This is a genomic window from Bacteroides gallinarum DSM 18171 = JCM 13658 (genome assembly GCF_000374365.1).
GTDB classification, from domain to species: Bacteria; Bacteroidota; Bacteroidia; order Bacteroidales; family Bacteroidaceae; genus Bacteroides; species Bacteroides gallinarum.
On sequence record NZ_KB894125.1, the window covers coordinates 16,622 to 32,923 of the forward strand.

16 protein-coding genes and 1 pseudogene are annotated in these 16,302 nt (G+C 51.3%); all 17 read left to right on the top strand.

Annotated features, from left to right (window positions below):
• Positions 1–105 precede the first annotated feature (105 nt).
• Complete coding sequence (locus tag C233_RS0107580) at positions 106–2,556, top strand: glycoside hydrolase family 9 protein (protein ID WP_018666993.1); 2,451 nt, start codon at positions 106–108, stop codon at positions 2,554–2,556.
• An 11-nt stretch (positions 2,557–2,567) separates the two neighbouring features.
• Complete coding sequence (locus C233_RS0107585; RefSeq protein ID WP_018666994.1) at positions 2,568–3,794, top strand: DUF5009 domain-containing protein; 1,227 nt, start codon at positions 2,568–2,570, stop codon at positions 3,792–3,794.
• A 5-nt stretch (positions 3,795–3,799) separates the two neighbouring features.
• Positions 3,800–5,203 carry a glycoside hydrolase family protein gene (locus tag C233_RS0107590; RefSeq protein WP_018666995.1) on the top strand — a complete coding sequence of 468 codons (1,404 nt, stop codon included), beginning with the start codon at positions 3,800–3,802 and terminating at the stop codon, positions 5,201–5,203.
• A 27-nt stretch (positions 5,204–5,230) separates the two neighbouring features.
• A complete protein-coding gene (locus C233_RS0107595) occupies positions 5,231–5,950 on the top strand; it encodes a carbohydrate-binding family 9-like protein (RefSeq protein ID WP_034777766.1) in 720 nt (239 codons plus the stop codon).
• A 582-nt stretch (positions 5,951–6,532) separates the two neighbouring features.
• Entirely contained in the window at positions 6,533–7,357 is an 825-nt protein-coding gene (locus C233_RS0107600; protein WP_018666997.1) for a DUF4121 family protein, read from the top strand.
• 17 nt (positions 7,358–7,374) lie between these two features.
• Positions 7,375–8,313, top strand: coding sequence for a hypothetical protein (locus C233_RS0107605; RefSeq protein WP_018666998.1), 939 nt, complete (start codon positions 7,375–7,377; stop codon positions 8,311–8,313).
• 82 nt (positions 8,314–8,395) lie between these two features.
• Entirely contained in the window at positions 8,396–11,404 is a 3,009-nt protein-coding gene (locus C233_RS0107610) for an N-6 DNA methylase (RefSeq protein ID WP_018666999.1), read from the top strand.
• 5 nt (positions 11,405–11,409) lie between these two features.
• Positions 11,410–11,613, top strand: a complete 204-nt coding sequence (locus tag C233_RS24450; protein WP_164835497.1) for a hypothetical protein — start codon at positions 11,410–11,412, stop codon at positions 11,611–11,613.
• 5 nt (positions 11,614–11,618) lie between these two features.
• Positions 11,619–12,113, top strand: a complete 495-nt coding sequence (locus C233_RS0107620) for a hypothetical protein (RefSeq protein ID WP_018667000.1) — start codon at positions 11,619–11,621, stop codon at positions 12,111–12,113.
• A 17-nt stretch (positions 12,114–12,130) separates the two neighbouring features.
• Positions 12,131–12,445 (top strand): hypothetical protein, encoded by a 315-nt coding sequence (locus C233_RS0107625; protein WP_025068853.1) that lies wholly within the window; start codon positions 12,131–12,133, stop codon positions 12,443–12,445.
• Positions 12,446–12,458: 13 nt separating this feature from the next.
• Positions 12,459–12,827 (top strand): hypothetical protein, encoded by a 369-nt coding sequence (locus tag C233_RS0107630; protein WP_018667002.1) that lies wholly within the window; start codon positions 12,459–12,461, stop codon positions 12,825–12,827.
• Between the two features lie 17 nt (positions 12,828–12,844).
• Positions 12,845–13,135: a hypothetical protein gene (locus C233_RS0107635; protein WP_018667003.1), complete on the top strand. Its 291-nt coding sequence runs from the start codon at positions 12,845–12,847 to the stop codon at positions 13,133–13,135.
• Between the two features lie 91 nt (positions 13,136–13,226).
• Positions 13,227–14,149 (top strand): annotated as a pseudogene (locus tag C233_RS22410) (hypothetical protein).
• 37 nt (positions 14,150–14,186) lie between these two features.
• Positions 14,187–14,780, top strand: a complete 594-nt coding sequence (locus C233_RS0107650) for a hypothetical protein (protein ID WP_025068854.1) — start codon at positions 14,187–14,189, stop codon at positions 14,778–14,780.
• Entirely contained in the window at positions 14,777–15,076 is a 300-nt protein-coding gene (locus C233_RS0107655; RefSeq protein WP_018667006.1) for a hypothetical protein, read from the top strand. The genes C233_RS0107650 and C233_RS0107655 overlap by 4 nt, the downstream gene beginning before the upstream one ends.
• On the top strand, positions 15,052–15,261 hold the full coding sequence (locus tag C233_RS0107660; protein ID WP_018667007.1) for a hypothetical protein: 210 nt from the start codon (positions 15,052–15,054) through the stop codon (positions 15,259–15,261). The genes C233_RS0107655 and C233_RS0107660 overlap by 25 nt, the downstream gene beginning before the upstream one ends.
• An 11-nt stretch (positions 15,262–15,272) precedes the next feature.
• Entirely contained in the window at positions 15,273–16,295 is a 1,023-nt protein-coding gene (locus C233_RS0107665) for an LPD29 domain-containing protein (RefSeq protein ID WP_018667008.1), read from the top strand.
• Positions 16,296–16,302 lie beyond the last annotated feature (7 nt).

The following is a 16,302-nucleotide window of genomic DNA, read 5'->3' on the forward strand; positions in this document are numbered from 1 at the left end:
AGTCCTTTTTACTAAATCCGGGGAAAATATTTCTTGATACACCTCTCTTTTTACAAGACCATTTATATCTTTAGGTTTTAAATCCGATAAATACTTTTTTATATCATGAAAAATACAATCAAAACAGTTGGAGTCTCCATAGCCCTGCTCTGTGCTCCGTCCGTTCTTCTTCATGCCCAGGTTGACGAAAAGCTGAAAGCAGATATCGTCAGTACGGGTTATGTACACAGTCCGTTACCGCTCGACGAAACGAAAGCCTTCGAAACATTCGGCCTGAAAAAGAAAGTGCTGGAGTCCGTAATGCTATGCGATATGGAAGACTTCGCCAAATGGTCGCATAAAGGCATCGGCAAAATAGGGCTGACGACCGAACGCAGCAAGTCCGGACAGCACAGCCTCCGCCTGGAAGCGCCGGCTCATCCCGAGAAGTTACTCGGCTGGGGGCTGGGACGCGGCACATGTATGGCATCCTTCGATGTAGGCGGAGCTAACTGGGAAGACTATAACCGTTTGAAATTCTATATTTACCCCACTTGCGAGGGCGCCCGCAGCATTTACCTCAACCTCTACGTAGAGAACGACGGTGAAATCAAAGTACCCGATATTTACGGGCGCGAAGGTTATCACGAAATCAACCTGAAAAACAACCAGTGGAACGAATGCTTCGTCGAGATGTCCGGCCTGGCACGCGATAAAGTAACCAAAATATCGTTTGCAATCGAAGTCTTCGGCAAAGAACGCACTATGGGCGACTCATTACGTTTCGACGTAGATGCGGTAGAACTTCAGAAAGTAGAAAACCCCGAAACCGTGAAAGGTTGGATGCCGGCACAAAACCGGATAATCTTTTCCACTACCGGTTACAGTCCTGAAAGCGCTAAGAACGCCATTGTCAATGTGGCGGAGCATAACGGCCAGTTCCAGTTGAAAGATGCCGTAACGCAGGCTATCGTCTATACCGGCCCCGTGCGCAAGGAAAAGACCGGTCTGGGAGAGTTCGAGACAATTGATTTCTCCGACTTCAAGACACAAGGACGGTACGTTATCCAGGTAGGAAACGTCACCACGCTACCTTTCTATATCCATAAGGACGTATGGGAAGACTCCGCATGGCGAATGGTGAACTTCCTGTTCTGCGAACGCTGCGGTTACCCCGTTCCCGGAAAACACGGAGCTTGCCATAACGACCTGCATGCCAACTACGACGGACATATCATCCCGATAAACGGAGGCTGGCACGACGCTGCCGACATGTCCCAGCAAACATTGCAGACGGGCGAGATAGCCTATTCCCTGCTCTCTATGGCCAAGCGCGCCAAAGACAAAGGCAATACCGGCTTGTACAACCGTTTAATGGAAGAAGCCCTGTGGGGAATGGACTATGTGATGAAAACCCGCCTGGGTAACGGATACCGTGCGCAGACATGGGGAACCAACCTTTGGACAGACGGCAAGGTAGGTACGGACGATGACAGCGGCTACCGCGAAGTATTGGTACATAACGGAGCGCTCGAGAACTTCCTGCTTGCAGGCATCGAAGCATACGCCTCCATGATGATTGAAAACGATGCAGCCCTCAAGGGGAACCTGAAGAAGATAGCCCGGGAAGACTTCGGCTATGCCATGGAACGTTTCAACAAATTAGGTTTTGCCGAGCTGGTAAAGAAAGGAGGAGGACATGCAGCCATGGCATCCGAAAGCCAGTACCATGCCAATATCTCATGGGCTGCCAGCATGCTCTATAAGCTTACCGGCGAGCAGCAGTACGCCGACGAAGCCGTGAAAGCTATCCGCTACACCTTGCAATGCCAGCGCACCGAGCCGCTGAAAGACAAGAACAAGACCTGCGGCTTCTTCTACCGCGACCTTGCCAAGAAATCCATAGTACACTATACCCACCAGTCCCGCGACTACGCCTATATGGAGGCACTTGCCGCCCTTTGCGAAACACAGCCCGGCCATGCCGACTACAACCAGTGGATACATTCCATGAAACTCTACGGCGATTACCTGAAGAACATCATGCAATACGTCTACCCCTATGGAATGGTTCCGAGCGGCATATACCATAAAGACGAAGTGAAAGACTCCGTGAACTTCTATGCCGTACAAGTAGGTATCCGCAGCGGTGCTGAAAAGGATTACAAAGAACAGTTGGAAAATGGCGTCCGTCTGGACAAAGAACATTACCTGCGCATCTTCCCGGTTTGGTTCTCGTTCAAGGGCAACATTGCCGTACACCTGTCTACCGGCAAGGCAGCGGCTATCTGCGCCCGGATATTGAAAGACAAACAACTGAAAGACATTGCAGAGCAGCAGCTTTTCTGGGTGGTAGGCAAGAATCCTTTCGGCCAGTCCATGATTTACGGAGAAGGCAGCAACTATACGCAGCTCTATACGGCGCTGCCCGGAGAAACGGTGGGAGAGATACCCGTGGGCATGCAGTCCTATTTCAACGAAGACGCACCTTACTGGCCTCAGTTCAATACGGCTACTTATAAAGAAGTATGGGGCTCATCGGCAGCCAGGTGGTTGATGTTGGTTTCAGAATTTTAAGCAATACCGCTATGGGTGATAATACAATCTATTCGAGGCGCAACACGGCTATCGACATGCTGAGAGGCTTGACGATGTTCATTATGATTTTCGTCAACGACTTCTGGAAAGTGCATGGCGTACCCCACTGGCTGGAACATGCCACCTACGGCGAAGACTTTATGGGGCTGGCGGATATCGTGTTCCCCTGCTTCCTGTTTGCGGTAGGCATGTCCATACCCTATGCCATTGAGCGCAGGTATGCCAAAGGATTCTCTGCCGAGTCCACTTTGGGACATATCCTTTCGCGCACCTTCGCACTGCTGGTTATGGGAGCCTTCATTACCAATTCGGAGTTCCGGCTTTCGCCGGAAGCTCCTTACCCTATTGGAGTCTACTGGTTCCTAATGGCAATAGGCTTTATCGGCGTATGGAACCAGTACCCCAAGCCTGCCTCCGAAGCTCAGAAGAACCTGTTCCGCATCTTCAAGATAATCGGCGTATTGGTTCTCCTCTACCTGGCATTCACATTCCGCAATCCCAAAGGAGGGGTGTTCGGTGCTTACTGGGGAATCTTGGGCTCTATCGGCTGGACTTACCTGGTATGCGCGGTAATCTACTTCTTCGGCCGCGACCGGTTGAAGTTCCTGCTGCCGGTCTGGGCAGCCTTTGTCCTAATATGCCTGTTGGGTACTCCTTTGCGCGAGGAATTCGGCGGTGAGCCCATTCTTGCCTTCCCCGAGCAGAACTTCTACTACGGCATGTTGGGCGTGCTGCATATCGGCAACGGAGCGCTGCCCGCCTTTACAATGGGCGGAATGATTCTTTCCATTCTCAGCGCCCGCTATGCCGGCAATGCCGGCGGGTGGAAACTACGCAACGGGCTGCTGGCTGCCACCCTGCTTCTGCTGGCAGGCATAGTGGCGCACTACTTCTGGATAGTAGCCAAGATAGGCAGCACTCCCCCCTGGGTGTTCTATGTAAGCGCTATCTCTGTGGCGCTCTATACGCTGCTCGATTACCTGGCCAGCCACCGGGTTACGGCATGGTTCAACCTGATACGGCCTGCCGGGACAGCTACGCTGACCACGTACCTCGTGCCCTACGTGTTCTACGGATTTGCAGACGTAACCGGCATTATCCTGCCGGACTGGTTTACGCACGGATTCATGGGGCTAATCAACTGCCTCTGTTTCGCCTTTGTAGTAATCGGCGTTACATGGGTAATGGAAAAATTGCATGTTAAACTTAAAATTTAGATAGAATGAAAAAGAGCTTTTTACCTCTACTGTTACTGCTGTTTCTTGCATCGGGCATGTTCTCGTGCCAGCAGAAAGCCAAAGAAACGACGGGTAAGGAATACCCGATGTTCTGGACATGGCTGGACTACCGCCCCGGCATGAATTTCGACTCCATTTGCCAAGTGATGAACGACATCGGCATGGACGGAATTATGCTGAATGCGCCTACGCCCGACGATTACCGTGTTGCCATACCGATTGCCCATAAATATGGAATCGAGGTATATGCCTGGCTGTGGAGCATGAATCCGGAACACGACCGCGACAAAATTCTTAAAGAACATCCCGAGTGGCTCAGTGTAAACCGCAATGGCAAGAGCCTGGCAGACACTACGGCATACGTAGGCTATTACAAATTCCTCTGCCCGGCATTGCCTGAAGTCCGCGAGTACATCAAGGAGAAAATTAAAGCCTATTGCGAGGTCGAAGGACTGAACGGTATCGCTATCGATTATCACCGCTTTGTCGATGTAGTGCTTCCCACCACCCTGTGGCCTCATTACGGCATCGTACAAGACCGCGAATATGCGGCGTGGGATTACGGCTATCATCCGGAAATGCTCAAGAAGTTCAAGGAACAGTACGGATACGACCCCCGCGAGCAGGAAGACCCCTCCCTGGACGTGAAGTGGCGCCAGTTCCGTTGCGACCAGATAACCGAAGTAGCCAATATGATTGCCGAGGTAGTGCACTCTTACGGTAAGACCATGGCGGCATCCCCGTTCCCCACACCGAAAATGGCGTCGCGCATGGTACGCCAGGACTGGGGCAAGTGGAACCTGGATATCGTATTCCCAATGGTCTACCATACCTTCTACACGGGCGATGCCAGCTTCATAGCCGACTGTACGGTGGAGAATGCACGCGACAAGAACGAGATGACTACGCTGTACTGTGGTATGACCGCCACCGACGGCCCGATGATGTTCGAGTGTATGGATGCCGCCCTGAACAACGGTGCGCAAGGCATTGCCGTATTCACTATCATGGGGCTGCGCTCTCCGGAGGTAAGGAAGCAGTTCAAGGCATATACCGACAGTGTCAAGGCAGTACGTGCCGCCAATGGCGGGGTGATAAAAGCCACCTATCCGGCGATTGCCGAACCCGACCCCTTCAAGCATGAAGGCATCATGAAGCTGCTTCAGGAACGTATGCAGCAAATCATAGCCAAAGCCGCCGGCAAGAAAGAGCTTGCTCCGCTGGTGTTGGGCGAATACAAACAGGTAGACTCCTACGATGCCACACGCTGCTACCAGGTTATGGACAACAACAGCAAGACTACTTTTGACGTAACCTTCTACCTTTACGGAGACGTCGTATCCGGGTGGGATGTTGCAGTTGCAGACAAGGCTGCCGTAAAGAAATAAAAGACTGGCATTATGATGAAAGGTTATATGAACAGGCTTCTTGGAGTCATCGCTCTTTTGCTGATAGGTTTGTGCCATTGTGAAGCCCGGGATGCGAAGAGCTTGTCTGTAAAGAAGATTATGTGTACGGCTTCACCTTCGGGTGAGGCTGTACCGTCTTTGCTGGACGAAAACAAGATAGAGTTTCATCCCATTGACGTGGTAAACTGGAAAGACTATCCCTACAAACCCGAGGTAAGCTTCCGCATAGCCCATACGGGCAAGGAAATCCTGCTTCATTATAAGGTAAAGGAAGCGGCTGTGCGTGCCGTGGCCGATAAGGACAACGGAGCAGTCTGGGAGGATGCCTGCGTGGAATTCTTCGTATCTCCCGGAGGCGATAACAACTATTACAACTTCGAGTGCAACTGTGCGGGCAAGCTGCTGATTCAGGGAGGTACGGTGAACGAGCGCCGTCCTGCGGCAAGTTCGGAAGTGCTGGCAATGGTGAAGCGCTGGAGCTCGCTGGGTACGGAACCATTCGGAGAGCGTGTCGGCGAGTGTAGCTGGGAGCTTACAATGGTTATCCCGGTTTCCGCTTTCTTCAAGGATACCCTGGACTCATTGGACGGCAAAACGATGAAAGGCAATTTCTATAAATGCGGTGACAAACTGCCCACTCCCCATTTCCTTTCCTGGAGTCCTATCGCGCTGGAACGTCCCATGTTCCATTGCCCGGATTTCTTCGGCACGCTGTCTTTCGAATGATGTCGCGGGCGTGTTGTATCGGCACGTACCGGCATGCTGCATCAGCATGTACCGGTGTACTTCGGGACATTCAGTAAATAGAATAAAATTAGCCAACTAATTCATACTTAAAGTATTGCGAATTAGTTGGCTTTTTTGTATATTTGTTATAGTCAGGGGAGTTTTATTTGACTACCAACAGATTAGACAGGACTCGCACAAGAACAGGCAACGGATAAGAAAAAAACTAACTGTTTAGGACCGCCATATTTCTCATGCTTTCAAATAACTCTTATCTCGCTCACAAAGGTAATATTTATTTTTGAAAAATCAGCCAATAAAGGCCATAATCTAATAGAGTAATCCCGTATCGTAAAGGATAAGCACACCGCAGCCGAGTCCCCATAACCACAGGCAAAGGTAACTCGTGTTCTTATCGTACAAGCAAGGTCAAGCCCTCCGGGTGTCGTGGAAAAATCATCCTCGCCCCGAAGGGCTTCGGTATTTTTCCCGCCAACCTTGCATGTACGGAACACGACCTTTTAAAGCCTGTAGTTATGGGAACTCCGGCCCCAGAAAGCCGGACTGACAAAAATAAATGTTATGTTACAGAAAACAACGAACAAGTACACAGTGGAAACACTCAAGCCATTGAATGTTTCATACGACCATGAACATTGGCTGACACAGAAAGATGTGGACATGGCCAACCGTTATGTCGAAGTCATCGAGCGTACCCGCTCGGAAGTGACACCGCAAATCGGCGACAGGCTGGTATATGTAACCGAGCACGGGGATTATTACAGGCACGCCCTTATTGATGACAGGCACGCGAAGGAAGGGTATCTTTCCGTCTGCGAACAACCGTATGTGCCTTTCGTTTGGGAAGAGGACGGAAACATCCGCCTGAGCGTCAGCGGAGGCGCATTCCATTCCGTAAATCCGAAGGACTTGAAATTCCTGAAATGGACGGAAGGCGCGTTCAAGGACTGGGGACATTGCGGAGCGTGCGGCAACGGGGCGGTAACATTCATCGCAAGAGTGCCGTTATGGTTCTATGCCGAACCCAATCCCAAATACGGGATTTTCACGACCGAGACCTACCGGAAGTTTTACCTGAACAAAAGGCAGGAGTCGGAAAACGGCAATCTCTATCAAGGTTTTGATATCGCTTTTCGTGACGAATGCGAATTCCAACAATTCCTGAGAGACTACGAAGGAACGGTATGCGAGGGCAACCGGGAAGACCAGATTGTGGTATGGTGCTTCCGGCGGGAATATGTGTTCCATCCACTTACGGAATGGGAAAGGATAGACGCTCCGGTAACGGAACGGAGGCTCAACTTCCATCCGGAACAGGTAAAGATTGTCAAGGACATGGAAAAGCACATCACCTACTTCCATCGAATCAAACCACAAAATTTCTAACTTAAAATCCAACAGTCATGCAGACAACGACAGCAAAGACGGCCGGCAGCCAGACCGACCTGCTTACAGGAATCATGAATATCCAAGTGAGGAACGAGGAGAAGATTACCGAACAGGACCGACAATATTGCCAACGGCAGCAGGACCTGCTCTACAAGACACTTGACCGGATAGACCGCTGGTATGCCATCTTCAAGGAAGAGGCGGAACGATACCGGGAAATCAAGAACTTCAAGTATGAGGATAACGGGAAGGTTTCCATACGGAATTTCTATTTCAACTACAGCGAGGAGGATGACTATACCCACAACGAATTCAAACCGTTTGACCTCATCAACGAGCTTGTGGACAATAACTGCAATGCCAACGCAAATTTCGCGGGTCGCATCATCTCCTATTTCAACAAGACCTACAACGTGAATGTCCCCATTCCTGTAATTGATGAGAAGACCCAGCGCATGGGATTCCGTCCGGTCTACCAGACTTACGTGGACACGGTCATCGAACACCTCGGAGGAAAGAGCTTCCGTGAGACGGCGGTGGAGGAACTGCTTGCCAGGGTTGCCCGGGTTGTCAAACCCTCCCGCTGGAGCAAGGTCAAGACGGAACTGAAGAAGGACAAGATTGTCTTTCCCGAAATCATCCGTTTCGACGATTTTTATTTGCAATACAACAAGTGTCAAATCAGTTATAACTACGGTGGAGAGCTTGAAACCCTATGCGCGGGTATCGCCTACGGTGCGGATGACGCACTGTGCGGCAATTCGAAAATGATTATCCGTTTCGACCACAACGATGTGTCCGTCAATGACTGGTACGACCTCACGACCACCAACGCCGAGCAAATCCGATTCTACAAGAACGGCCGTATCGACGTAAGGTTCAAGGACAGCGAGGCAGCCGAGAACTGCTTCAGGCGCCTCCGCCTTGATGAAATCACGTTACCTGAGAACTGATTATGAAAAGCATCCCACAGCACCCCGTAAGAAGCGCCCTGCGGGGTGTTTTCATTTACAACCGTAAACACCGACTAAAGATATGTATGCCATCATCCCCCAACAGATACCGCAGGACAGGCGGGCCGAGGTCAACGAGAAGATACTTTTCGCCATAGACTCCGGCAAAGACCTCATTCCGGCGGAAAGCATCTACAACTGCTATACCGGCATGGGAGGACTGCACAAGCTCAAGCAGTCCGACTTTGCCAGCTACAATGAATACGCGGAGGCCAAGAAGGAATTCGAGATGGGCCAGTTCTTCACCCCTCATGAGATATGCCGGGACATGGTAGGGATTCTGTCCCCGACCTCCACGGAAATGGTTCTCGACATGTGCTGCGGCATGGGCAATTTCTTCAACCATCTGCCCAACCTGCACAACGCCTACGGCTTTGACATAGACGGCAAGGCAGTGGCCGTCGCAAGATACCTCTACCCGGAAGCCCATGTCGAAAAATGCGACATACAGCAGTATCGTCCCGAACAACGCTTCGACGTCATCATCGGCAACCCTCCCTTCAACCTGAAGTTCGACTACAGGCTGTCGCAGGAATACTATATGGACAAGGCTTACGACGTGCTCAACCCAGCCGGAATCCTGATGATCATTGTCCCGCTGTCGTTCATGCAGAATGAATTCTGGGAAAAGACCCGCGTGGCGAACATCAACTCGAACTTCTCATTTATCGGCCAGACCAAACTGGACCCGGCTGCCTTCGCACGGGTCGGAGTACAGAACTTCGGCACAAAGGTCATGGTGTTCCTCCGCCGGTCCCTGCATATAGAGATGCAGGCCTACAATGCAGAGGAGTTCATCTCCATGTCCGAATTGAAAGAGCGCATCCATGAGGCAAGGCAGATGAAGCACAGGCTGCGCCTCGACCTTATGCGGGAGACCAACCGGATAGACAAGGAGGAACTGGAAACCTTCGAGTACAAGCTCGCCAAGTACATGTACGAGCTGAAGGCACACGCCGGGTTGAACCGGCACATCGCCAAGGCGGAAGCGCTGGTCACGAAGTTCCGCAACCAGAAGCCGCCGGAGAATGCCACCCGGGAACAGATAAAGCAATGGGAGAAGAACAAGCTGACCACAGGGAAGGTGCTCGGCATCATCCGCAGGTATATCACCTCGCAGAATGTCATTCCACGCAGGGAGATCGCCCTGGTAAAGACCTCCTACGGGTTCAAACTGAAACCATACGCACCGCGCCTGCTGGACAAGATACCGCACAAGGCGGCAAGCATCAATGACCTTGTGCTGGGACGGGCCGAACTCCCGATACCGGAGAACGTGACGGAAGAAAACATGCGACAAATCCGCGCGGCGGAAAAACTGATTCGGAAAAAACGCAGGCAATATGAAATCCAGAACCGGCAGTTTGCGGACATGGAAGAGGATGCCGGCCTGAAGGAATACCTGGACCGTGCCACCTTCGTCAACAAAGACGGCGACATCTGCGAGTTCACCACCCTCCAGAAACATGACCTGAATCTCGTATTACAGAAACGCTATGCCCTGCTGAACTGGCAGCAGGGCTCCGGCAAGACCGCCGCCGTCTATCACCGGGCGAAGTACCTGCTCAAGTCCGGGAAAGTACGGAACGCCATCATTCTGGCACCGGCCATCGCTGTCAACATGACCTGGATACCGTTCCTTACCGTCAACAGGGAAACCTTCCGTGTGATAAGGACAAACCGGGACCTTGAGAATATCCCGGGAGAGACGTTCCTTGTCGTCTCCACTTCCATGCTCGGCAAGCTGAAAAGGGGGCTGATGCGCCTTGTCAGGCTCACTTCAAGAAAACTGTGCCTGGTGTTCGACGAATCGGACGAGATCACCAATCCCACATCGCAACGTACCAGACATGTCCTGTGCATGTTCAGGAGGCTCAGGTACAAGATTCTCGATACCGGTACGACCACCCGCAACAACATCACCGAACTGTACAGCCAGTTCGAACTGCTCTACAACAACTCCGTCAACATGATATCCTGGAGCGGGACGGTTTACCGCGAGAACAGGGACAAGGAAATAGAAGCGGAGAACAACCCGTACTACGGGGAACCGTTCCCCGCTTTCAGGGGACACGTACTGTTCCGTGCCTGCCATTGTCCCGGCAAGGCCACCGTGTTCGGCATAGAGAAGCAGAACCAGGACGTGTATAACAAGGATGAACTGGCGGAACTTATCGGGAAGACCGTCATCACCCGCAAGTTCCGGGATTTCGCAGGCGAGAAATACAGGATACGGACGCATACCGTCAGCCCGTCGGAAGGAGAGCATGAGGTATACCGTGTCATCATCGAGGAATTCTGCCGTATCTGTGAACTCTACTACAACAGTACAGGAGACGCGAAGAAAGATGCCGGGCTGCGGCTCATGAGACAGATCAGGCTGCTCATCAAGGCCTGCTCCGTCCCGCACCTGATAGAGGGATATTACGGGGAGGAGTATCCGGGCAAGACAAGGTACATCGAGGGACTTGTCCGAAAGATACCCGGCAAGGTAGCCATAGGCTGCACCACACTGGCCGCTTTCGACCTTTACGAAAGCTATATCCGTGAGCGTTTTCCCGAAAGGCCGGTATTTGTCGTCAAGGGAGATGTGGCATTCAATAAGCGCCAGCGTATCGTGACGGAATTCGACTCCACCATCAACGGCATACTGATATGCACCCAGCAGAGCCTGAGCAGTTCGGTGAACATACCTACCTGCAATGACGTGATACTGGAGTCGCTTCAATGGAACATCCCGAAGATGGAACAGTTCTATTTCCGTTTCATACGTCTGGATTCCAAAGAGATGAAGGATGTGCATTATGTCACCTATGAGGATTCCGTCGAACAGAACCTGATGGCGCTTGTACTGACCAAAGAACGTCTCAACGAGTTCATCAAGACAGGCGAAGTCAAGGAACAGTCCGAGATATTCGAGGAGTTCGATGTCACCATGTCCGTCATTGAGAGCCTGCTCATCCGTACACAGGACAGCGAGGGCAAGATACATATCAGCTGGGGAAGCCAGCGAATGACAAATCAAATATGAACCGTATGGAGAACACCGAGAAATCCATTCCCACCGGCAAAGGTAGCCCGTGTCCTTCACGGCCGGGCAAGGTCATGCCGCAGGCGGTTTTCGGGGAAATCATCCTCGCCGGAGCTGCGGTATTTCCCCGAAAAAACCTGCACAGCCGGGACACGGGACCTTGCAGAGGCCGGTGGAATGAAATCCTCGGCATCCACATAAAAGAATAAAGAACATGAATCTTAGCAATGCGGAGATTGCCGTAACGACACAGCATCTCATAGACATAAAGGAAAACAAGGACCATTGGCTGTACATGTCCGACTACAGCGACATGGGGGAATTCCTGTGTGCCTGTTCCGACCTCTTTCCCGGGGAACGCGAACCGGAATACCGGTATCCCAGATGGGAAAATATTCCGGACCTGCTGATAAGCCATGAGTGGCTGTGCCCTAACTTCTTTGAGATAAGGGACGCCCTTGAAAGGCTCGACGAGGACGACACGGAGTATTTCATGACATGGAGCGGGCATTACGGTTATGACATAACCACGGATGATCCCCACATGATGGTCTCGCACTATCAGGACATGCACGGAACCGCCGTCACGGAACCGGAAGACGATTATGCGGATACAACGGAAGACTCCCTGATATATACAGGCGTGTCAAGTAACTACTGCGACACGTTGCCATTCCGTTATGAAGTATTTGATGACAACTATAACTAACTAAAAAACAAATGAATATGAAAATTAATTTCAAAGGTCCGGTAATGCCTGTCGACCCGTACTCGCAAATGGCATTCGTGGAGATACTGAACATCATACTGACCGCAGGACATATCGTGGACGTGAACAGGTCCCTGTTGAGCAGGAATGTCAACCCGCAGTTCGGATCGCTGTCAGGCTATTTCAGATGGTCATTCGCCGGAGACCATTTTACCCTATGGCAACGTACGGACTACAATTCCACGCTGTGTTTCAACCACAGGATACTGGACCTGCCTTTCGGTGTCCTGGCCGCGAAAGACAAAGAGGCAGACAGTATGACATTGAACTAAAAAAATTATAGATATGAGTTACCAGATAATTACCAGAATGGCCTATAACGCCAAGACCCATCGGATCGAGACCCTGCAACATTCCAACAACGTATGGCCGAAGACCGACCGTTTCTACGCACTGGATGTGGAAACCGACGAACAAATGTTTCTTTTTATAAAGCTGGTGGCCGAAGGTTCATGGCAAGCACGAAAATGGCGTAAAGAGTTTGAAACGCTTTTCAAAGAATATCCGGAGCTTGTCACGGAATCATACCGGGACGAACTTGCAGGCAAGTCCTGGCCGGAGTATTGCGCCGTTTGCCGTAAATATGACGTGCTTGCCCGAAGCAAATACCGTGAAATAACCGCACGTTTCAAACAACTTGTCAGGATAGCCTGACCAAAAATGGAAGCTGTATGAAAAACGTGACGGTTTCAAACCGGGAGATTGCGACAATGGCTTTCGACCTGCTATGCAACGAAAAAAAGACCGGCGTGGCCATAAGGCTGGCAAGGGACCTGCTGCATTCCCGGTCCATCAGTCTCGGCATAAGCGACCGGGACTGGGATATAGACACGGCCCTGCAAAGATGCGGCGGCGAACCGAGGACCGGATACCGGCATACCGCGTATTTTCATCTCAACCAGAAAACCGAGATGCCGGAAAACAGGTATAAGGAAATCAAAAAAGAGATATATGGAGAATGATAAAAACATCGGGGGTGGCCACAAGGTCGCCCTTCGCATTTATAGACACATGTACGGGAAAAAGAACCCTGCCGTACACAGGTAAAGACGAATGGAAGAACAGAAAACGCTTACGTTGGATTTCGTGAAATCCCTCATGGAACCATCCTATACGCTGGTATGGACGGATTATAACGACAACCTCGACAACCACCTTGACATTATCCGGCAATGCCTGGACAAACGGAATTGCGAGCACCTATGGGAAAAGACGGATGAATGGTACCACGACGCGGAATGGGAAGCGGTCAATGGGATAGCGGACAGACTGAAAGAGGAATGTACTGACGACTTTGACGAAGACGAGGTCGATGCCTTTTTCGATGAACATGAGGATGAAATCCGGGACGAGATTTACAGCCGGAATGATTCGGACGTAGTGAAAGAACTGATAAAGAACACGGATGACATCCCCATCCGTGTGGAGCTGCTTTCCGATTACGACTGCATCAATTCCAACTGGTTCGAATCGCAGGGCGGTTACAGTTACGAGGAGTCCTACTTCGGGGACATGGTGGACAGCCTGAACCTCAATCCTGCCGAAGTGAAGAGACTCCTGACGGGACACGGCTACAAGGTTTGCGGGCGTTTCCCGAACAAAAAATCCCGGAACGGCAAGGACAGGTTTCATACGGGCAATTCTACGAGGAGCTTGTCAACTCCTGTTGCGGGGCGAACCTGCTGACCTACATCGGCAGGGTGAGCCTGAAGGACCTGTATGATGCCAATTTTTCGCTGAAAGAGGTCATCGTCCCCAAAGGCAACTGCTGCGGGCTGTTCAGTTCCATGTATGGCGGCGGAAGCCTCCTTGAAATGGAACTGAAGCAGGACGTGCGCTTGAAACTGGAGGTCAAAGGCTGCCGCGGCTTCCGGTTTCGTCTGGATGACGAACGCTCCGAATATGACTGTTCCATACAGCATGTGTATGGCGTGGACGATTCGTTTTTCAACAACGCGGTCAGCATAGTCTCTTAATAGTAAAACAAGTATAAACAATCAAACAATGAAAATTATGGCAAAGTATGATGTAAGAGTAAGGTATGCCTTTGAGGGCACTTACACGGTAGCGGCTGAAGACCACGCTGAAGCAAGGCAAATGGTGTCTGAGGACTGCGGGCTGGTTCTGGGCGGTAATATCCACACAACACGCGACGACGAGGAGGTGCTGGACTGGAACTTCGGGGTTCACCCTTACATGCAGCTGCTTTCCGTAACCCCCAAAAACGGAAGGGGCGCTCAGGCGTCCATTGATTTCAGCGGGAGAATCGAGGAACTGCGCGGGGATATAATGAATGAGATACGGCAGTTGCTGCATTCCCGCTGCATGAACGAGATACGGTTTCCCAAAGAAGATAGCGATCCGGTCTGGGTGATATGGTTTGGCAAGAGCGGCGACCCGTATGAATGCAGGGTAACGGGACTTCGGGTGACGGAGAACAACCTGACCGTTTTTGCCGAAGAGAAAGAGAGCGGTGACGAAGTGGAATGTTACAGCCCGTTTGAACTCGGCGCGAGGAACATCGACTGGCTTCGCGAGATGTATGATGCCGTATGGCAGCAACTGGAAGAAAAAACGGATGTCGGACCTCAAACGGAAGAGTCATGAAATACCATGTGGAAAATGCGGTCTCCAGTTTCTTCTATTATATGTGGAACGCCTGGAGCATGGAGGAATGTAAAGTTGTATATGGCGGTATGTACCTGCACTTTTGGGAGAAATGGAACATGCTGGCGGAAAAATCCATCTATGGCGCGGCAGAACGGTTTTACATGGAACTTTCGGAAGACAACCGGAGGTTACTGGCGGAACGTGCCGTCTCGATATATGATAGACGACGCTTCAGGAACAGGAATATGAACATTGAAAAGCAGACATTATGCAAGGAAACATTATCAATCTGATCTGCAACTCATGCGGTTGCGACAAGACAGAAGCACAGGAACATCTGGATTTTGAACTTCAGAGCCTGCGCGAGTTGCAGGAACTGGATGATTTGAGGGAGGATGACATAGAGACCGCATGTCTCAACCTCGGTCTTGACCTCGACTATCAGGAATATTTCATCAACCGCCTCGCAGGGGCATAAAATTTACAGTCATGGCTTATTTTCAAAACATACACAGCCTGGCGGACCTGAAGAAGGAGTACCGCCGCCTGGCATTGCAGCACCACCCCGACAAGGGCGGCGACACTGCCGTCATGCAACAGGTGAACATCGAGTTTGAAAAACTTTATGACACGTGGAAGGACTCCACGGTTGTTTCCGCCGGTTCCACCGGTTACGAATACGACTATTCCGGGGCCACGGCCAGGGAATACACCGAGTACGTGTATAACGAATACCGGTGGAAAGGCCGCAATTACAAGGGACAGCACGCTCCCGAGATTGTGGAGCTGGTACGGACATGGCTCAAGGAGACATATCCCAAATACAGGTTCTCCGTCAGGCGGGAGGACTACAATTCCATTTACATCAAACTGATGAGCGCGGACTTCGAGGCGTTCACCAAGGAATCCGGCAAGGTGCAGGACAATATCAACCATTACCACATAGAAAGGAATCCCGACCTTACAGACCGTGCAAAGGAGGTGATGATGAATGTCTGTGACTTCGTCATGTCATACAACTTCGATGACAGCGACGCGATGACGGATTATTTCCATACCAATTTCTACCTGACATTGGGCATAGGCAGCTACCGGAAACCCTACAAGGCGGAACTGCCGAAACTTGCCTGCAAGGGGAAGGACAGGCCGGAAGAGTTCAGGCATCCCGAAGGAGCGGCTCACAAGGCGTTGCGCCGGGCACTGGGTACGGCCCGTTTCAGCTTCATCGAGCACAGGCAGCATATCGGGGAGATGATACTCGGAGAAGACCATTACGGCTCCCGGGGCGAGCATTACTTCTGGCCGAAAGAGTATTCAAGCGCCAAAACCGCCCAAAAGCGGATTGACAAGCTGGAACAGGCGGGAGTGCGATGCAAGCTCACGGGGTACAATGGCGGCTACATCCGGTTCCTCGGCTATACCCCGGAAACGGAGGCCCTGCTGGAACAGGAACGGAAGGAGATCATTGCCGCGCATCAGGCCTGGCAGGCAAAACAAGCGACAACCAATTAAAATTACA